The 19,652-nt window shown below is 42.8% G+C and carries 14 protein-coding genes; 10 read left to right on the plus strand and 4 right to left on the minus strand.

What is annotated here, in order from left to right:
• Window positions 1–161 precede the first annotated feature (161 nt).
• The 7 genes from rpoZ (at window position 162) to ACP7AE_RS02170 (ending at window position 10,893) form a co-directional block, all read left to right on the plus strand.
• The gene (rpoZ, locus tag ACP7AE_RS02140) at window positions 162–422 is read left to right on the plus strand and encodes a DNA-directed RNA polymerase subunit omega (protein ID WP_045444217.1); all 261 of its coding nucleotides are present in this window, start codon (window positions 162–164) and stop codon (window positions 420–422) included.
• Window positions 423–834: 412 nt separating this feature from the next.
• Window positions 835–3,033 (plus strand): RelA/SpoT family protein, encoded by a 2,199-nt coding sequence (locus tag ACP7AE_RS02145; RefSeq protein WP_045444214.1) that lies wholly within the window; start codon window positions 835–837, stop codon window positions 3,031–3,033.
• Between the two features lie 238 nt (window positions 3,034–3,271).
• Window positions 3,272–3,652 (plus strand): RidA family protein, encoded by a 381-nt coding sequence (locus ACP7AE_RS02150; protein ID WP_426241195.1) that lies wholly within the window; start codon window positions 3,272–3,274, stop codon window positions 3,650–3,652.
• 249 nt (window positions 3,653–3,901) lie between these two features.
• Entirely contained in the window at window positions 3,902–6,187 is a 2,286-nt protein-coding gene (locus ACP7AE_RS02155) for a primosomal protein N' (protein WP_426241196.1), read from the plus strand.
• A 258-nt stretch (window positions 6,188–6,445) separates the two neighbouring features.
• Window positions 6,446–7,636 (plus strand): cation diffusion facilitator family transporter, encoded by a 1,191-nt coding sequence (locus ACP7AE_RS02160; RefSeq protein WP_426241197.1) that lies wholly within the window; start codon window positions 6,446–6,448, stop codon window positions 7,634–7,636.
• A 590-nt stretch (window positions 7,637–8,226) separates the two neighbouring features.
• The gene (locus ACP7AE_RS02165; protein WP_426241198.1) at window positions 8,227–8,931 is read left to right on the plus strand and encodes a hypothetical protein; all 705 of its coding nucleotides are present in this window, start codon (window positions 8,227–8,229) and stop codon (window positions 8,929–8,931) included.
• Window positions 8,932–9,006: 75 nt separating this feature from the next.
• Complete coding sequence (locus tag ACP7AE_RS02170) at window positions 9,007–10,893, plus strand: monovalent cation:proton antiporter-2 (CPA2) family protein (protein ID WP_055124702.1); 1,887 nt, start codon at window positions 9,007–9,009, stop codon at window positions 10,891–10,893.
• A 79-nt stretch (window positions 10,894–10,972) separates the two neighbouring features.
• Here the strand turns inward: ACP7AE_RS02170 and ACP7AE_RS02175 are convergent, their stop codons facing one another.
• Window positions 10,973–11,902, minus strand: coding sequence for a pilin (locus ACP7AE_RS02175; RefSeq protein WP_201540469.1), 930 nt, complete (start codon window positions 11,900–11,902; stop codon window positions 10,973–10,975).
• Between the two features lie 298 nt (window positions 11,903–12,200).
• Here ACP7AE_RS02175 and trmB point away from each other — a divergent pair, with 298 nt between their 5' ends.
• The 3 genes from trmB (at window position 12,201) to ACP7AE_RS02190 (ending at window position 16,302) form a co-directional block, all read left to right on the plus strand.
• On the plus strand, window positions 12,201–13,052 hold the full coding sequence (gene trmB / locus ACP7AE_RS02180; protein ID WP_201540470.1) for a tRNA (guanosine(46)-N7)-methyltransferase TrmB: 852 nt from the start codon (window positions 12,201–12,203) through the stop codon (window positions 13,050–13,052).
• 1,030 nt (window positions 13,053–14,082) lie between these two features.
• A complete protein-coding gene (gene recA / locus ACP7AE_RS02185) occupies window positions 14,083–15,135 on the plus strand; it encodes a recombinase RecA (protein ID WP_055124705.1) in 1,053 nt (350 codons plus the stop codon).
• A 57-nt stretch (window positions 15,136–15,192) separates the two neighbouring features.
• On the plus strand, window positions 15,193–16,302 hold the full coding sequence (locus tag ACP7AE_RS02190) for a regulatory protein RecX (RefSeq protein ID WP_426241199.1): 1,110 nt from the start codon (window positions 15,193–15,195) through the stop codon (window positions 16,300–16,302).
• Window positions 16,303–16,365: 63 nt separating this feature from the next.
• Here ACP7AE_RS02190 and ACP7AE_RS02195 read toward each other — a convergent pair whose 3' ends face one another.
• The 3 genes from ACP7AE_RS02195 to ACP7AE_RS02205 form a co-directional block, all read right to left on the minus strand.
• Window positions 16,366–17,823 carry an anion permease gene (locus ACP7AE_RS02195; RefSeq protein ID WP_426241200.1) on the minus strand — a complete coding sequence of 486 codons (1,458 nt, stop codon included), beginning with the start codon at window positions 17,821–17,823 and terminating at the stop codon, window positions 16,366–16,368.
• A gap of 307 nt (window positions 17,824–18,130) precedes the next feature.
• Window positions 18,131–18,865, minus strand: coding sequence for a YidB family protein (locus ACP7AE_RS02200; RefSeq protein ID WP_201540473.1), 735 nt, complete (start codon window positions 18,863–18,865; stop codon window positions 18,131–18,133).
• 301 nt (window positions 18,866–19,166) lie between these two features.
• Window positions 19,167–19,610: a protein YgfX gene (locus ACP7AE_RS02205; RefSeq protein WP_201540474.1), complete on the minus strand. Its 444-nt coding sequence runs from the start codon at window positions 19,608–19,610 to the stop codon at window positions 19,167–19,169.
• Window positions 19,611–19,652 lie beyond the last annotated feature (42 nt).

The raw sequence follows: 19,652 nt of genomic DNA on the forward strand, positions 1-19,652 counted from the left end.
AGCGCTTATTAATAGATACGTTAATAGACACGCAAAAAGCAACTACGCGGCTGGGCAAAAAATGCTATAATGTCTCGCTATCCCCCTTTATATTTTGATATTATTTTTATTGAGTGGCGGGCAAGCTCCGTGACTAATAAAAACAACCGAGGTAGCTACATATGGCACGAGTGACGATTGAAGATTGTTTGGATAATGTTGATAATCGCTTTGAACTGATTTTAGTGGCAAGCAAACGTGCACGTCAATTGGCTAAAGGTATCGCTGAACCATTGGTTGATGTGGATAATGACAAGCCTACGGTATTGGCATTGCGTGAAATCGCTGCTGGTAAAATCACTCGCGATATCCTAAATCAGCCAGAGCACAACTTTGCCACCAGTTCATTAGATTTGGCACTGTCAGGCGATCATGGTTTTTAAGACACTGTATTATTAAGATACAGCATTGAAGGTTTGTCGTATGAAGCCTATAAAGCTAACCACTGCCTTATAAGACAAATCTACACAGTGATGACATATTGACGAGAGACCACAGCATAGGCTGTGGTTTTTTGGTTGTAATAGCTTGTTGCTGTGATATTGCTTTGATTGTTTTAGTCACCATTTATACCTGAAAAACTACCATTGAGTTAGAATTTCTAAATTTTTATAGCACCTGTTCGCTTAGCAGTTGACATTGAATGCGATTTACGATTAATTAGAGGATGGTCTACCTATTTTTATCTTTTTTCTCGAGATTTTTTATATTTATAGTATTCCAGCATTCATTCAGTCACCATTTACCCGATAGACAGTCAGGCAAACAGGTAATGGAAAATAGGATCGTTACTTTATGAGTCAAACCTTACCCAAACTCAGCCATCATTTAGTCGATGAGGCTCAATATAATTTACTGCGCTCAGTAGGTTACCTCACTGCTGCTGAACGCCGTGATATTATTGATGCCTGTGAGTTCGGTGATATTGCGCACATCAAAGATAAGCGTAAATCAGGAGAGCCTTATATCACCCACCCGATTGCGGTGGCCGAGATACTGGCAGGTTTTCGTTTGGATCGAGATACGATTATTGCAGCGATTTTGCATGATACGGTCGAAGACACCGAGGTTAGCGATGAGCAGATTGAGCAGCGCTATGGCAAAATAGTGGCGAGACTGGTCGACGGTGTGACTAAGCTAAAGTCGTCCTCACATAATAAACAGCAAAATAAAGCAGCCACCTTTCATAAAATTTTGACAGCCACCCTTGCTGACCCACGCGTATTGATTATTAAGCTTGCTGACCGCTTACATAATATGTCGACACTAGATGCGGTACGCCCGGAAAAACAACGCACTACAGCACAAGAAACGTTGGATTTTTATGTACCGTTTGCACGGCTGATGGGGCTTAATGATATTGCCGATTATATTGAGGTGCTCTGTTACCGTAACCTTGATTCTGACATGTACAACAAACTTTCTGACAAGCTACTACAGCACGGGCTTGGGCGTAACTTTCAAAGAGAGGCCATCCATCGCTACTTGAGTATTGTCCTCAATAATTTGGGGTTGAATGGTCTGGTCAAAGTTTTAGACAATCGCGTGGTCATCTACCGTCAGTTTTTTCGCAATCGCGGTGAAATCAATGCTCTACTCCGTCATTATGCCTTTGAGATTGTCCTCGATAATGTCGAAGCCTGTGACAAATTGGCCTATTACTTAATTAAAAAATACCAGATTGATGACTCTCATATCGCTGATAATATTCGTCGTCCGCTACCGGGTGGCAATCAATCACTCACGCTTATCTATGAGCGCGATAACGATGTCGTCAAAGTGACGATTTTGACCAAGCAAATGCAAAGCGCAGCGCGGCTTGGTGTCATCGGTGCAGAGCATGCCTCAGACGTTAGCCAATCGGTTATCCAAGCGTCATTACGCAATATGAAAGACTTAGTCGATGAAGACAGCTTAGATGAAAATAGCCCAGACTTTTCAGCGGCAGTCTCTACCATTAATGAGCTGATGGATTACCTACACTCCAGTAAAATCATCTGCTATAGTCCAAAGGGTCGCGCTTATGAGCTACCACAAGGCGCAACCGCGCTAGACTTTGCTTACGCTGTCGGACCGATGGTCGGCAATGTAGCCGTTGGCGCCAATATCGATGGTAAAAAAGCCAAACTTGGCACAGTCGTTAAGAATGGGCAGCTGGTTGAAATAGAAGTCAATAGCCACTCAGAACCAAAAGCAGAATGGCTGGGATTTGTCGTGACCAATAAAGCGCGTGAAGAGATTTTGCGTTGGTTTAAAGACTTGTCTCCTGCTGATAAGCAACACCATGGTCAACAAGCCTTAGATCGGGCGCTAAAAACCTATCAAAAAAGTCTCGATGACTTAACTGATAGTGATTGGAAAAATCTCACTGAATGGCGTGGCTTGACCGAAAAATCCGAACTATTTGAGCAAATAAGCTCTGGTACGTTACTACCACAGCTGGTGGTAACTCGCTTGTTTAGCGATGAAGTCAATGATTTACAAGCACAAGAACACAGCGATGATATGACCCAACCACAGCAGCTGATAGTCAATGCGTCTGGGGTTGAGCTTGATTTTGCCAATTGTTGTCATCCTATTTATGGTGATCCTATCGTCGGTCATTTGTCCCGTCACGGTCTGGTTGTTCATCGACACAAGTGCTTTTCACTTGACGATATTCGTAAAGACAATCCTTATCAGGTTATACAACTGCGCTGGCGTAATGACAAGGCTGTAAAACAAGGTGACGCTGGCGAACATGACATAAAAAATACCGGAAAGATTCGCTTTCCAGCCTATTTAAAACTATCTATTGCCCTCAGCGACGAACAGATTACTGAAGTCATCTATCATTTACGCCAACTAAATATAGGGGTAGAAAAAGTAGACGTGCGCAGTAGTGACACCATCATCCATATCATCGTTCGCAGTCGCAATCATCTAGCACAAGGCATTCGCGAGCTACGCTCCTTGCTAGGTTTTCCAAATATCATCAGGCTGTATCAGCTGTAGTGCTGGTAATAAGGTGTAGTGCACGTGATACATTGCCACCAACACTCACTCAATAGAACATTGAATAATGGATTTAGAAAATTTTAGAAAGACCTGAAATAATGATAAACTGTGTTTTTTGATTTTTAGCAAATAAACGTAGAGCGTGTCATCATTTGCACGGTGAAAAATGAAATGTAAATGATGAATAATGCGCCCTTACCTACCAAACCAGAAAAAGATAAAAAGGATATATAATATGACTCGTCAAACCATTCAAACTGATAAAGCACCTGCTGCCGTTGGTACTTATTCACAAGCCGTCAAAGTCGGTAACACCGTCTATATTTCAGGACAATTGGGTTTTGACCCTGATACCATGGAATTAAAAGAAGGTTTTAAAGCACAGGCTGAGCAAGTGTTCGAAAACATCAAAGCCATCTGTGAAGCGGCTGGTGGCAGCTTAAATGACGTAGTTAAATTTAACGTGTCATTGACTGATTTGAGTGATTTTGCGGCACTAAACGACGTGTTTGTTGCCAATTTGAGCGAGCCATATCCTGCCCGTGCAGCTGTCCAAGTAGCGGCGTTACCTAAAGGCGGTGTGGTCGAGATTGAGTCAATTTTATATATTAAGTAACTTAAGCCATATCATCATTTAAATGGTAAGGCTTAATACATAGACGTACTTAATTCTCAAGTCGTTACGTCAAAAAAGCCACTGCTAAAAACGCATGCCAGAGTAAGCCCAAATATCACTATTTGGGCTTACTGCTATTATTCTTATCAATATTACAACCCAGTTATCCAAAAGCTGATTATCTAAAGTCCATTTACCTAAAGACTGTTTATCCAATAAACCATCTACCTGAAACTGGGAACGCATTTTATGTTGGTACAAGTTGCTCTACCCGTGCCCCTTTATCGGGTATTTGACTATAGCGTACCAGCAGATATAAACACCTTATCAAGCCCTTCTTTACCCCCTATTGGCTGCCGTGTCGAAGTATCCTTTGGTCGTCAAACTTTAATCGGTATCGTCGTCGCTCATATTCCAGAAGCAAATAGCAGCGTGCCACTTAATAAGCTAAAACCTATCAATAAATGCTTGGATGCTGAACCTATTTTAGAGACCAGTATGCTAAAGCTGGCACATTGGCTAGCGCGTTATTACCACTACCCGCTTGGTGACGTTTTAGCAGTCATGCTGCCAACTCTCGTTCGTCAAGGTAAGCCGCTGGATTTACTGATTACCCATTGGCGAATTTTGCCACATGTAAGCGACAATGACTTTCGTGCCAATGCCAAAAAACAAAAACAACAATTCGATATGCTTAAGCTGCATGGTGAGCGTGGCGCGAGTGAAGATGTTTTATTGCTAGAGGGCATGGAAAGGAGTTTTTTAAAGGCGCTCGAAGACAAAGGTTTAATCGAGCGCTATATTCAGACCAAACAATCACCTGCGCCTGTTAAATTAGCAAAAATGCCCCTTGATCTCAATGACGAGCAAAAACTCGCCGTTACCGCCATTATTGCGGCTCATGAAGCCAATCGCTACACGGGGTTTTTATTAAATGGCATCACTGGTAGTGGCAAGACAGAAGTCTATCTGCAAGCGATGCAAGCCGTATTGGAAGCTGGCAAGCAGGTATTGATTTTAGTACCTGAGATTGGATTGACGCCGCAGACGCGCGCGCGTTTTGCCAGTCGCTTTGCCGCTCATATTGTCCTGCTACATTCTAGCATGAATAATACCCATCGCCTGCACGGCTGGCAAGACTGCCGTACCGGTCATGCTCAAATCATTATTGGCACGCGCTCAGCGGTGCTATATCCTTTTGCAGATCTGGGCTTAATTGTCGTGGATGAAGCGCATGATGGTTCTTATAAGCAGCAAGATACCTTGCGCTATCATGCCGCTGACGTCGCGCTGTATCGTGGACTACAAGCCAATATCCCTGTCGTACTCGGTACGGCGACGCCATCTCTTGAGCATTTAAAACTGGTCGATGACGGTAAGCTGGTGGAGTGCCAACTGCAAACTCGTCCCGGTAATGCGAAGCTTGCAACCATGCAGCTGATTGATGCGCGCCTGCAAAGTACTCATCAGCAAACGACGGACGACGGTGCGCGCTATGATACTGGGCTGACCGATGCGCTTATTGGGGCGATACGGCAAACGCTAGAAGCGGGCGATCAAGTATTAATATTTTTAAACCGTCGCGGCTATGCGCCAGTTTTGCTATGCGAAGCTTGCGGTTGGCAGGCAGATTGTCCGCGCTGCGACGCGCATTTAACCGTTCATTATAATAGCCATTCCCAACACAACGCTTATAGTAGCTCCTATTTAAAATGCCACCACTGCGACTGGCAAGCTTATATTCCAAAAGTTTGCCCTGATTGTGGCAGTCAAAATTTGGATGCCAAAGGGATGGGCACGACAAGGCTCAGCGAAAACCTGCATGCGATTTTTGCCAATCCGCAAACCAGCAAAGAGCTTTACCCCATTATCCAAATCGATCGCGATACCACCAGGCGTAAAGACAGCTGGGAGAATATCTATCAGCGTATCAATCAAGGCAATCCTGCCATCTTGGTTGGCACGCAGATGGTCGCCAAAGGTCATCATTTCCCCAATGTTACGCTTGTCTGCTTGCCAAACGCCGATCGTGGTTTCTTGTCCGCCGACTTTCGCTCGCCAGAACATACTGCGCAATTGATGATTCAGGTCGCAGGACGTGCCGGTCGCGGTGATAAATCTGGTCGTGTACTCATTCAAACGCTGCAACCAGATAATGAATTACTATTAAAACTGGTCAAAGACGGTTATTTGTCTTTTGCTCGCGAGCTATTGCAAGAGCGTAAAATGATGGGTTTACCGCCACACAGTCATGCTGCCCTGATACGCTGTGAGGGCAAAACCCTTGCTGCCACGACGCAAGCCCTTAAAGATGCCATTGCCATTCTACCAAATGGACATAATCTCGCCGTACTCGGGCCTATCGATGCACCAATGAGCAAAAAGAATAGCCGTTACCACGTACAACTGCTACTTTTAGGCAAAAATCGACAACAATTACACCATGTATTAAATCAATGGTGGCAGCCCGTATTGACCTTGCCAAGTACCAAGTACCTTAAACTCACTTTGGATATCGACCCTGTTGGTTGGTAGCCGCCAATTACTAACCATCACTTTTTAACTCAGATTATTCTGTCCGCTACTAGGCCGTGTCCCTATTTAGAGGATAATCGATTGAACTGAGGATACGCCCTCAAGAACGTTATTCTAAATAGTAACCAATGGTTTACTGCCTAGATACAGCAAGCATTTATTAAATATGCTAAATTCTTTATATCTGGCTAGTCCGCGTACAGCAAGCCCAGCCTTATAAGCAATCAAATTTCCTCTTCTGTCATTCTGAGTGTTGTTATGAGTCAAAATAAATCAAACGCTGAACAAGGCAATCATTCTCATCAGAATGATACTGTTGATGTGGCTAACCATCTGCATAAAGATGATGAGAGCAACTACACTCATGACAATCAAGCCTCTCACGATCACGATGAACACTTAGAGCAAACAATAGCACCGCGAGATACCAAGGGCTATCAGCGTACTTTGCTGTTCAGCTTTATCATTATCACAGGCTATATGTTTATTGAAGCCATCGGTGGGTGGCTGACTGGCAGTTTGGCGCTATTATCTGATGCAGGTCACATGCTCAGTGATGCAATCGCACTTGGCGCGACGTTAATGGCATTTAAAATTGGAGAAAAAGCAGCCACTCATCAAAAGACGTTTGGTTATAAACGCTTTGAGATTTTAGTCGCAACAGTCAATGGTGCGACGCTAGTCATTATTGCGCTAATGATTTTTTATGAGGCGATTAAGCGCTTCAATTCACCGCCTGAAATTGCTACCCAAGGCATGCTTATCGTTGCTACTATCGGTATGTTCGTCAATATTTTGGTCGCTTGGCTGATGCATCGAGGCAGTCGTGGTGGAGATGCACATGGACACAGTCATGCTGGTAGTCATAAAGACAGTCTTGAAGACACTCAAGGAAAAAATGAGAGTAAAGCTCCAGTCAACCTTAATATGCAAAGTGCTTACCTGCATGTATTGAGTGACTTAATGGGTTCGGTTGCCGCTATTATTGCCGCGCTTTTGATGATGAGCTTCGGCTGGGTTTGGGCGGATGCAGCGGCCTCGGTGATTGTCGCGATACTGATATTATTTAGTGGTTATCGCGTCGTGCGTGATTCCGTACATATTTTGATGGAAGGCACACCAGAAGGTATATCCTTAGTGGATGTCGAAAAAAAACTGCTTACCCATCCGCAAGTACAAGAAGTCCATGATTTGCATGTTTGGAGTATTACCAGTGGTCTAAATGCCTTATCTTGTCACGCCGTTGTCGATGGTGAAATGAGTATTCATGAATCCAGCATATTGATTGCCAATTTAGAACAAAGCTTGCTTACGCTTGGTATCCATCATGCGACCATTCAGGTAGAAAGCGCATCACATCCGCAAACTGAGGCACATAGCGATGCGCTGGTCTGCGATATCTCAGAACAACAAACAGAGGGTAATAATCATATTGGTCACAACCACTAAGCATGAAACATGGAAAATCAGACTTTGAAAGTCAGAAATTAAACATTGAAAAGACCATTCTTTATTCAAATATCAATTTAAACGTTGCCTATGGTTGGCGACGTTTTATCAAGTGGTGGAAATCATAACGTCATATGCACCAAATTAGCCAAAGCGTTGTTATTGACCAAATACCCAACCCCAACGATAAGAATATGATTCGAATCCAAAAATCTCATGCGTCAGTCCTGATGTGCGTTACATAATCCTATGTCAAATAATCAGATGCCATATATAACGCAAGCAGCAACCAAAATCCAAATAACAGCGCCAGTCCTGCCCCGAAAACCCTTAAAATTATTTTGCTAAAAATCTTCAATAATCCGCGCAACTTACTATAAGTTGGCTAATCATCGTGCATGAATTTAACTTCTTATGCGCCGACATAAACAGGCTTTATTTTAAATAAGCTTATATCACGCCGATTTTTAGCATTGTAATAGCATGTTAAAAATGATGGGAAATTTAGCCTCGCCGCCATATTTTTCATATAAATTCTGTATACTTAAAGCTGAAACAACCAATTTACCATTAATGGATTATTTTCTGCCATGTCGAGACGCTCAGCTCCTTTTGTTGCTCCAAGCTACATTGATAACCCTATCTCAGCAGAGGGTAAAAAGCATGCCAAAGCATTGTTATCGACATTGCAAGAAGACATTACTAGCTTTCGAGATGAGCAGTTTCCACCTGATATTTTGCGTCAAATTCGTGATATGCCAATTTATGAAGGCAATATCGCCGAAGTCCAAGCCTATCAGCAGCGTTGGCATAATCTGCTTGAGCGCGCCATGGCGTTTTATCCTGCGGCCAACCTACCGCCCGATCATCTGCCGCTACCAGCCAGCCTTGAGATACCGCAATTTATCTATCATGTGCAAAGGCTACATTTGACCAAGACCCGTGCAAAAGAATCAAAAAGCTTCGGTTCGGTCGGTGCGCTTACTGATAAGTGTGGTGACTATAGTGCTGATGAAATTGCGCGTATGAGTGCAGTATTTGATAATGATGATGAGGCGCGTTTGGTGGCGCATCGTGAATTTATTGATTTGCGCGCCTATGTATTTTGTCGTGATAGCAAGGGCGAGATGCTGGAGCCTGAACGCGTACGTTTTTATCGAACGGGTCTTATCGTCCATGCTCTGCCCGATTTCAAAATCGTAGACAGTCGCCAGACCCCGCGTAAACGCCGTAACGATGCTTATAACAATCCACTTGCCGATAATGGTGTGTGGAAGATTTATCGTAAAAAATAACGTATGCTAAGATTTTTTATTTTTACCATGCCCATATTGTACCGCTTATTTTATCATGATTGCTAAGGATTCCAGATGTTCGCTGCCGCCACCGGCTCACCAAATTTAATGTTACAAGCTACAATCTTCTTAGGAGCAGCCCTGCTCTTTGTACCCCTTGGTAAACGTTTTGGCATTGCGACGGTCTTAGGTTATCTCATTACAGGATTGATATTGGGGCCCAGTGGTCTGGACGTCGCAGGCGATGCTGAGAGCTTGTTGCACTTCTCTGAGTTTGGCGTGGTCATGCTGCTGTTCATTATCGGGCTTGAGCTGCAACCCTCACGATTATGGGCACTGCGGCGTTCGATATTTGTACTCGGTGGTTTGCAAGTCGGTCTGACTGGCACATTATTAATGGGGCTGTTACATCAAATTTTTGGCTTACAGCTCGATACTGCTTTTATCGTCGGTTTTGGCCTTGCCTTGTCGTCCACAGCTTTTGTACTACAAATACTGACGGAAAAACAGCAGCTTTCTAGCACCCACGGTCGTGAGGCGTTCACGATTTTATTATTCCAAGATATTGCGGTTATCCCTTTGCTAGCCGTCATTCCTTTCCTATCAGGGGTGCGCGAACAAAGTTATGATTTGATTTATTTTGGCAAAGTTTTTGCGGTTTTTGCTGGACTGATTTTTGCTAGTCGTTATGTCGTTCGTCCCTTCTTTAAGTTTGTAGCCTCTAGTGGCGCATCAGAACTTCTGACCGCCGTTGCGCTATTTATCGTGATGGGTGTATCGATTTTGATGGGTCAAATTGGTTTATCGATGGCATTAGGTGCTTTTTTAACAGGGGTACTACTCGCAGATTCTGAGTATCGCCATGAGCTAGAAGCCAGTATTGAGCCATTTAAAGGGTTGCTACTTGGCTTATTTTTTATGTCGGTCGGTATGCTGACTGATGTCAAACTTATCTTGGCAAAACCTATCTTTATCATCGGCTGTGCAATGGCATTGATGGCTATCAAATTTGGTGTCATTACCGCCATTGCAAAGATATCAGGCAATCGCTGGCCAACCAGCATCAGACTGGGTGTGACACTCGCTCAAGGTGGTGAATTTGCCTTTGTTTTATTCAGTGTCGCTACTGCTCAAAATGTCTTGCGACCTGAGCTTGCCAACACCCTGAACCTTATCGTCACTATCTCCATGGCGCTCACACCGCTGGCATTTTTGTTACTTGAGAAAATCGGTGAGCCGTTATTTGCCAAAAGCAAACCCAGCCGAGAATACGATGCCATTCCCGATCATGAACATCAAGTCATTATTGCTGGCTTTGGGCGCGTCGGTCAGATTATCGGTCGTGTACTACGCATGCATAACATCGAATTTACCGCCATTGAACGCTCAGCAAATCGTGTCGATTTCGTTCGTAAATTTGGTAACCAAGTCTATTACGGCGACCCAAAAAACCCTGAGATATTGCGCGCGGCTGGTATCAAAAAAGCCCGTGTGTTTATTTTGGCCATCGATGATTTAGAGCGCTCTATCACCACGGCTCAATACTTACGTAAAAACTATCCAGACTTGATTGTCTTGGCACGGGCACGTGACCGTCAGCATTATTATCGATTGCGTGAGGTCGGTGTGCGTCATATTTGGCGTGAGACTTACCTATCATCCTTGGATATGTCACGTGAGTCTCTACAACTGCTTGGCATCTCACCAGAAAAAGCGCGTGAGACGGTGCAAACTTTCCGTGATTACGACGATGACTTGATTGAACGTCAGCAAGCGATCTATGATGATGAAGCCAGCATGATTGAATCCGCACAATCAGCGATGGCAGAGCTAGAAAGCTTGTTTGATGAAGACATTGATAAAGCCCGAAAAATGGACTTAACGGATTTTTATGACGCGTTGAAAAGTAAAGCAACACCCGTTGATAAAAAGGACGACGTTGCAACTGACTCTAACACCTAAATATTTATATATTTTAAAGCGTGTTTGATGATTCACAAATAGGCACTGTCAGTGTCATCGTTAAATCATTCAACATGCCCTAATCAGGCATACAGCTTGCAGGTGCCAGATTTTTATTTAGCGAACTCGTACAGCTCCAACTATCGCTGTCTGGCACATGGTAAAAAACCAGTGTCTGTTGATTTAGATAGCGGATAGGGAACTGAACATTTTGTATGGTCGCAATGACTGCACAATCCGTTTCTACTATGCCAGCGGCCTTTTTATCGATATCAATTCGTATCTGCTGAGTGCCTGTATCGATAGGCAAATGAATCGGACATTGCCCTGTCTGTTGATAAATCAGTGCCACACGATTTTGTGCCGTTTTGGCTGTATCATACGCATCGAATAGCACTTCATTGGCTTTTGGCTTGGCAATAATTGGTAAAAACTGTATCTTAATAACCATTAAAGCAAAGGCAAAAATACCAAACCCCAATCCTAACCCAAATAAACTGACCCCACCTTCTCGGCGCAGATGCACCTTTTGCGCTGCTTCATCACGCGGATAATCATCGATAGCATCTGCAATCTCACGTCGCGCCATGCGGTAATAATACGCATCCGTCCAACGCGCCACCATGAACGACCAAAATAACCAAATGATCGCGGCAATGCCTATGCGTGTCGCCATCTGGTAAGCATCAGGGATGAAGGACATCGCCAAAAATTCAAACGCAACCAATACCAGTGCCACATTGAGCTGGATAAACGACCAGCCTGCTACGCTATAGACAATCGCATCCATATAGCGTTTGCGATAGAGGAGCCAAGGAAACGTCACAAAAAATGCTGCCCAATGCCATTTTGGCGACAGATAACCTTGCGCATCGAACTGCTCAAAGCGTTTTAGATAATAATGCTGGCTACGGTGACCGATAAACCATTTATCAAGTTGTGTACGCTTAGCAGGAGTCAGCTGTTCTTGATAAAAAGGGGGCGGCGAATCCGTCTCGATAAATAGCATAGATGACCCCTATTAACGATGAAGAAAAATTTAAATCCATTACTCACTTTATATGATAACGCCAAAACCGATGTGCAGAACAGTAAAACGACAGATAAATACCGCTAATTCAATGTAAAAGAGCGTCAAGGCAGCCGAATGCCAATCTATATGTGATACGTCAAACAAGATCAACACTTTCACTTTTTTATGCTGAATAAACGATAACAATATTAAAAAAGCATTGTCCGTTCACAGCTGTATAGATTTAACTTATAATAAGCGTACATCACCCATTTTATGAAGCCTTGTCAATCCTATGAGTCAACATCCTGATATTAATGATAACATCGATAGTACGAGTACTACTGATGAGCAAAAAGTCCTCAGTACTAACACCGAAAGCAATACTAATACTGACATTGAAGCCCGTATTAGTAATGAGAGTGAGCCTGAAGAAAGCAAACATCTACGTATCGTCAATACCTTTATGAAACGACGTACGCACATGAATAAAAATGCCGAACTGGCACTGACCGCGCCAGAATTTGCTGAGTATCTGGTCAATAACAGTTTCGGTGATGGCAATCTTGATAGTATTGACAATCTACGAACACTATTCGCTGATAGCCCTAACGGTAGTGAAGCACCGCTTACCTTAGAGATCGGTTTTGGACTGGGTGATTCGTTCATTGAGATGGCAGCAGCAGAACCTAGCCGCAATTTCGTTGGTATCGAAGTGCACGAACCAGGTATCGGTAAATGCGCCTATATGGCAGGTACTCAAGCACTAACCAATGTCAAAATCATCAACGGTGATGCCATCCAATTGCTCAAGCAACTACCAGAAAACCATATCGATCGTATCCAGCTTTACTTCCCTGACCCATGGCAAAAAAAACGCCATCACAAACGCCGCTTCGTCAGTGCTGAACGCATGGCGATTGTGACTCGTAGTCTAAAGCAAGGCGGCTGGTTCCATACCGCAACCGACTGGGAGCATTACGCCTTTTGGATGGTTGAAGTTTTAGACGGTTTTACTGGTTTAACCAATCAAGCAGGCGCAGGTAACTTCACCGACCGCCCTGACTTTCGTCCAATGACCAAATTTGAGCGCCGCGGTATAAATAGTGGACATGGCGTTTGGGATTTAATCTATATCAAAGACTAGATTTGGGTCACTTATCTTCGATGACTTCTGCATAGCGGCTAAATTATTTAGCCGCTTTTTTGTGCTTGCAAATTATCTAATGACAATATTATTTGATTTTTTTCAGCTACAACCCTTAATAGACAAGCTATAAGTATTTTTATTAAAAATAATAAATTTTTTTTAATACGTGAAACATCGTCTATTTTCATAGAATTTTTAAATAAATAACGCTACATATAGCGGTAAAAAATATATTCCAGCGCCACACTCACAGGTCACCTACCTACTCAAACATTGATAGTATAAGGGATTCATGAGTTCTCCCCATAAGCTGTGGATAACCCTGTGCATAAGTACGCACTTGACAACAATTTCCCTAGATAGATCAAAGGATGAGGTAAAATCGTTCATTTTTTATACAATTTAAAAAACCTTTTAAATCAGCAGGTTAAACGGTATTTCATAATACTGTAATTTATTTTTAATATATTTTTAAATTAAATTAATCCTCACTGATGTTTCACAAAAGCTAAATTTAGACGCTTTATTTCTTGTGGACAACTTTTAATGCTATTGACAAAGGGCGACATTATCCTATCCAAAATTAGGATGTATTCAGCAACTAGACTACACAAGTTATCACTTATATACAATGCGACAGTTAGTGTCGTTTAGCATCATTGAATCCTCTATATGCTCCTTGGTTTTTGTTATAATCACCTTATCTAATCAACCGTACTTTAGAAAACAGTTAAGGCTCAACGAGCATAATGTTACCTACAAATTATATCTGTTGGCGCTAATTATGAACTTAATTTTACTTTTATCGTTATTTGATTTTACTGTATAGTAGAGTGATATATCCTATATTACTGTCTACACCATCGATACCCTAACCCATTCATCCTAGATAGACATTGAACGAACGCTGCTTATTATGTAGATAGCCATCAGCACTATTGAGCCGTTAACCTTCATAGCTACAAACATTTTATTTATCATACCAAATTTATAGTTTTAACCAATGATTGAAGACAAGGAATCCAGTATGGACGATAATAAAGCCAAAGCCCTTAAAGCAGCACTCGGTCAAATCGAAAAGCAGTTTGGTAAGAATACCATCATGCATTTAGGTGACGACTCAGCTATTATGGATGTCGATGTAGTATCAACAGGTTCTTTGGGTCTGGACATTGCACTTGGCATTGGTGGTCTACCAAAAGGCCGTATCGTAGAGATTTATGGTCCAGAAAGCTCAGGTAAAACGACCATGACGCTACAAGCTATTGCAGAATGTCAAAAACAGGGCGGCACCTGCGCCTTTATTGATGCTGAGCATGCACTAGATCCAGTTTATGCGCGCAAACTTGGCGTAAACACTGACGAGCTATTACTTTCTCAGCCTGATAATGGTGAGCAAGCACTTGAAATCACCGACATGTTGGTGCGCTCTGGTGCTATCGATATGATCGTCATTGACTCAGTTGCCGCCCTAACGCCGCGCGCAGAGATTGAAGGCGAGATGGGCGACTCACATATGGGTTTGCAAGCACGTCTGATGAGCCAAGCACTACGTAAAATCACAGGTAACGCCAAACGCTCTAACTGTATGGTGGTATTTATCAACCAAATTCGTATGAAAATTGGTGTGATGTTTGGTAGCCCTGAGACCACGACTGGTGGTAATGCGCTCAAATTCTACGCCTCAGTGCGTATGGACATTCGCCGTATTGGTGCGGTCAAAAATGGTGATGAAATCATCGGTAACCAAACCCGTGTCAAAGTCATCAAAAACAAAATGGCACCGCCTTTCCGCCAAGCAGAGTTTGAAATTACTTATGGTGAAGGTACCAACCACTTAGCCGAAGTGATTGACTTGGGTGTTGAAATTGGAGCAGTTGGCAAAGCAGGCTCTTGGTATAGCTATGGCGACGAAAAAATTGGTCAAGGTAAAGCCAATTCTGTGCTGTTCTTAAAAGAAAACCCTGCGATTGCGCAAGAAATCGAAGCTAAAATCCGTGAAGAAAAGCTTGGATCAAAGAAAGAGACCAAAGCCGAAGATAAAGCCAATGAAGCGTTGGTCTCTGACCCTGTACAATAACGGCACAATTATTAATCTTTATCAATAATCATGACTTGTTATGAAAATTAAATTGTTATGAACATTAAAACCTTAGCTGAAATACTCGCTGAATCCGATGCCGATTCAGCGAGTAGTCCTACTATCAAATCAAAAAAACCGTCCAAACACTCTGAATCCTCCAAATTTTCTCGGCATTCCTATCAAGGCGATCCTAAAAAAACAACTAAGACGCGCAAGCATTCAACTTACTATCATGAAGACCACTCATTATCTGACGATGCTGAATTTGCAGTAGAATCCGTTGAGGCTTACTCTTCTACCAATAAAAATTCTGCTCAAACCAAGAAACGTAAAAAACGTTTTCACCCAGCGGCTAACTTTAGCCCTGAGCCTAGTGACGTGCCTGCTTATCAGCAACCAGAAGCGCAAAGTATCAAAGAGATGCTGGCTGAAGTTAAACAAAATATTCATAGTGAACCAGATAATAGTGCGGCTACTGATGATGAATTTAACAAAGAATCACAGTATACAACCGATGCTGCCATTACGAACACTTCTGTGCATAGCACATTCGACAGTCAGATGGATAACCTACCCGCTGCTCTTAAAGCCTATTTGCGCACGCCTGAACAACGACAAGCAGAAATAGATGAGGTCAAAGCCGAAAGTCGCTTGCGTTGGTTGGCGTTTTATTATTTATCGCGCCGTGAGTACGGCAAGGCTGAGCTTAAGCAAAAGCTTATTGATAAAGAGCAAGCCCCAGATAAAATTGATGCGCTACTTGATGAGTTTGAAGAAAAAGGCTACCAAAGTGATTATCGCACGACGCTCATGCTCATTCGTGAAAATATCCGTAAAGGTCGGGGACGCGGACGTATCAAGCAGGAGTTTTATCGTAAAAAAATTGCCCTGCCCAGTAATATCGATGAGTTAATCGATATGGCAAATGCAGAGTCAGAAGAGTTTAGGGAGTTTGTAGATGATAGCGCAGATAATCTGGTAGATGGTATCGATTGGCTCAAACTGGCGGTCACAGCGCGCACTAAAAAGTACGGCGATGACATCCCCACTGAACAAAAAGACAAAGCAAAGCAGCTACGGTTTTTGCAATATCGAGGCTTTCAGAGCGATATCTGTTTTGCCGCGCTCAATTATACTTTAGACACATTAGATGAGCGCTTTTAAGCCACCCTCACCTTTTTTAAAAACACCCATCTGCACATAAGACAATATGACTTGAGCGATCTATTAATAATAGCCGAGCACTTTCCACCAAATCAAACCAGCACCGATCCAGATGACCAAATTGACCACACTCATTATTGCGCCAATACTCCACCACTCTCTTAACGTCACATAGCCAGAGTTAAAAATGACTGGCGCAGTACCAGTTGCATAATGCGTAAGCGTCATCATGATATTGCCCGCTGCGGCTAAGATAAGTGCATATAACATCGGCGGTGCGCCCAAGCTTAAACCCACCGCATAAAATGCTGCAAATAGTGCAGTAATATGAGCCGTGGTACTAGCAAAGAAATAATGAATATATAAGTACACTAGGGTCAAAATAGTCACAGCGCCTATCCAGCCAAGCCCAGTCGTGCCAATCATCGATTCGATATTGCCAGAAAACCAGCTTATCAGTCCAAGCTTATTAAGATAAGCGGCCATCATAATAAGGGCGCCAAACCAAATAATGGTATCCCATGCTGACTTCTCTTTTAAAATATCGTCCCAAGTCAGTACCCCAGTCAATATTAAGGTCGTCAAACCAATAAATGCTGTGGTGGTAGCATCAACGCTATATTGCTCACCTAACATCAATACGGGAATATTCGCCCACAATAACAGCATCAGAGCAAATACTCCGAGCATGATTTTTTCTTGGCTACTTATTTTTCCCATTTCTGCCAAATTTTCCTTGGCAAAACCTTTTGCATCGGGCGTGATTTTAACATCAGGTGGATAAATTATATAAATGACTAACGGCATCACAAGCAGGCATAGCATACCAGGTACAAACATCGCCACTGCCCAAGTGGTCCATGACAGCTGAATATCACCGCCTGTGGCTTTATTCACTAAATCTACAACCAGAGGGTTGGGCGCAGTAGCCGTGATAAACATCCCAGAGGTAATAGGATTGGCGTGGTAGTTCACCATCGCCAAATAGCGACCAATTTTGTTTTGAGTACCTTCTTCTGGCGTCGAATGAAAGCTTTGCGCGATAGACTTCATAATAGGATGAATAATACCGCCGCCACGCGCCGTATTAGAAGGCGTAATGGGTGCTATCATCAATTCAGCCGCAGTCAAAGAATAAGCCACGCCGATGGTTTTTTTACCAAAAATAGAAATAAAATAATAGGCAATACGTCGACCCAAACCCGTTTTTATCAAGCCACGCGATATCATGATTGCAATACCAATTAGCCAAATCAACGGACTTGAGTAGCTTGATAGTGCATCACTAATGGCTTGTGCTGGGCTATCACTAGTCACGCCTGTCAGTGCGACTAGGGTGACGGCAATGATAGCAATGGCGCCAATGGGTAATACTTTGCCGATGATGGCGACAATAGTGGCGATGAATAACGCCAGCATGTGCCATGCTTCAGGCGTAACGCCAGTAGGCACTGGTATCACAAACCAAATGATCAAGCCGACCAAAATGGCAACCGCTGCTTGAATAGGCTTAAATGGCATGATTAAGTATCCTTATAAATGCTTATACCATCACGCAGTCATATTATATAAAGGATCATCAAAGTAGCCACTGCGACAAAAGACTCAATGAATCATATGACCATCTTATAAGATTTATAGAATTATTTTTCTATTATTCACCATTTTTAACATATCTATTTAGAATAAAGAGTAAATATTCAGTAATTGAGCACCAATAGTAGGGTTAAACTAACAGCCATAAAAAAGAGCACGTTGGATAACGTACTCTTTTTTATAGTATTCACTTTGTGGCATTAACGATTGCGACTTTCTTTAAAAAATAAATTTATTTTAGCGCACCTAGTCGACTAGATAGTTGATTAATGATTTGATCAATCTCTTCATTGGCTTCAGATTCATTATCCAAATTACCACTTGGTGTCAGCTGATTCATTACTTCTGGCAGCAACTCAGCAAGACCTTGACGGACTTCTACGTCATTAGCACCAGTATGTGCTGCAACCTGCTGAATCTCATTGTCATCGAATAACTGACTGATATCATTTGGATCAAGATTGTCATTGTCTTGCTGGTTACTCATCCAAGAACGCGCTTGGTTTTCATAACCCATGCCTGTGATTTTCGATAATGCACCACTCAAGCCGCCATTGCGTTTGATCCAGCTTAGTACCATTGGCATAAGTGCAGCGATTAGCATACCTTTACCACCGAATCCGCCTTTGGTACGCTGACCACCCAATACGCTGCCTAAAATATCGCCCAAACCACCAGCACTGGCATTAGAATTGACGCCGCCACGTTGATTGCCACCATTGAGTCCACCGCCTGTTAACCCACCGAGAATATCATCTAAGCCAAAACCATTGTCTGGCTGATGATCATACTGGCGTGGATTATAGCCACCAGTTTGACTAGCACCGCCTAGCACGCTACCCAATATATCCCCAAGACCACCTGTACGACGTGGATCAATGCGTTGATTTACGGGATTACGCTGCGCATCTTCAGGATCCATCGCACGACGGGCCACCTGACTAACCAAATTCCCTAATAAGCTCATTCTCGATTCCTTTTTGTCATATTATTTATTATCTATAAACCGCTAAAAACTTCGCTGCTAATTTAATATATTAAGCAACAGCTTGATTTACTTATGCGATTCACAATTCTCTTGCAATATAACAAATCTCTTTCGCTATCCAGATAGGTGTTTTGTTATGACATGTAGGCGTTCGTAAATTCGTGGAAAAAACCTCTCATTGGGCGCTATAAAAAATACTGCCTTAACTCGTATTTCCGGCGTGTATTTTAGACATATTAAACATTCGACCATGGCACTGATAAGCACTATTTATAAGTATTCAATACAATCTAGCCAAAATATTCAACTCTCGCCATTGTTCAGGGCTCACTTGATCTCGAAAGATGGTCACTGATAAAGAGCGCTGATAAGGCTCTATAACATTGAATTCAAAGCTTATCGCCCATCGATATCCAGAGACATTGCTTAACTGTGCCTGCCATAGCTCATCACCGCGACCCGTACGGAGCAGTAGCTGCCAATGTTGATCAACACGATAGCTAAGTGGTGGCTGGCTCAGATGCAGCAGTATGGGTCGTGATAATGTCAAATAAATAATCACCACGGCGGTAACGATTAAAATAAGCACATATTGCCATAACAGTAAAGAAGCAAGCCACGCCAGTACAACCATGACGGCGGTCAACCCACTATAAAGTAGCAAACGCAAATAGCTGGCAGGACGAATAGCCGTATCAATACGCAACGAATTTGCCAAGGTCATATTTTATCACCAAAAAAAACGGCAGACCATTATGTTACTTAG

This window comes from Psychrobacter sp. TWP2-1-2, assembly GCF_049896785.1.
Classification (GTDB): domain Bacteria; phylum Pseudomonadota; class Gammaproteobacteria; order Pseudomonadales; family Moraxellaceae; genus Psychrobacter.

Bases quoted from the DNA above. Each gene is read 5' to 3' on its own strand.
- trmB (WP_201540470.1), top strand. From the start codon at position 12,201: ATGAGTCAACATCCTGATATTAATGATAACATCGATAGTACGAGTACT.
- rpoZ (WP_045444217.1), top strand. From the start codon at position 162: ATGGCACGAGTGACGATTGAAGATTGTTTGGATAATGTTGATAATCGC.
- ACP7AE_RS02200 (WP_201540473.1), bottom strand. From the start codon at position 18,865: ATGAGCTTATTAGGGAATTTGGTTAGTCAGGTGGCCCGTCGTGCGATG.
- ACP7AE_RS02175 (WP_201540469.1), bottom strand. From the start codon at position 11,902: ATGCTATTTATCGAGACGGATTCGCCGCCCCCTTTTTATCAAGAACAG.
- ACP7AE_RS02195 (WP_426241200.1), bottom strand. From the start codon at position 17,823: ATGCCATTTAAGCCTATTCAAGCAGCGGTTGCCATTTTGGTCGGCTTG.
- ACP7AE_RS02190 (WP_426241199.1), top strand. From the start codon at position 15,193: ATGAACATTAAAACCTTAGCTGAAATACTCGCTGAATCCGATGCCGAT.
- ACP7AE_RS02150 (WP_426241195.1), top strand. From the start codon at position 3,272: ATGACTCGTCAAACCATTCAAACTGATAAAGCACCTGCTGCCGTTGGT.
- recA (WP_055124705.1), top strand. From the start codon at position 14,083: ATGGACGATAATAAAGCCAAAGCCCTTAAAGCAGCACTCGGTCAAATC.
- ACP7AE_RS02205 (WP_201540474.1), bottom strand. From the start codon at position 19,610: ATGACCTTGGCAAATTCGTTGCGTATTGATACGGCTATTCGTCCTGCC.
- ACP7AE_RS02170 (WP_055124702.1), top strand. From the start codon at position 9,007: ATGTTCGCTGCCGCCACCGGCTCACCAAATTTAATGTTACAAGCTACA.
- ACP7AE_RS02165 (WP_426241198.1), top strand. From the start codon at position 8,227: ATGTCGAGACGCTCAGCTCCTTTTGTTGCTCCAAGCTACATTGATAAC.
- ACP7AE_RS02145 (WP_045444214.1), top strand. From the start codon at position 835: ATGAGTCAAACCTTACCCAAACTCAGCCATCATTTAGTCGATGAGGCT.
- ACP7AE_RS02160 (WP_426241197.1), top strand. From the start codon at position 6,446: ATGAGTCAAAATAAATCAAACGCTGAACAAGGCAATCATTCTCATCAG.
- ACP7AE_RS02155 (WP_426241196.1), top strand. From the start codon at position 3,902: ATGTTGGTACAAGTTGCTCTACCCGTGCCCCTTTATCGGGTATTTGAC.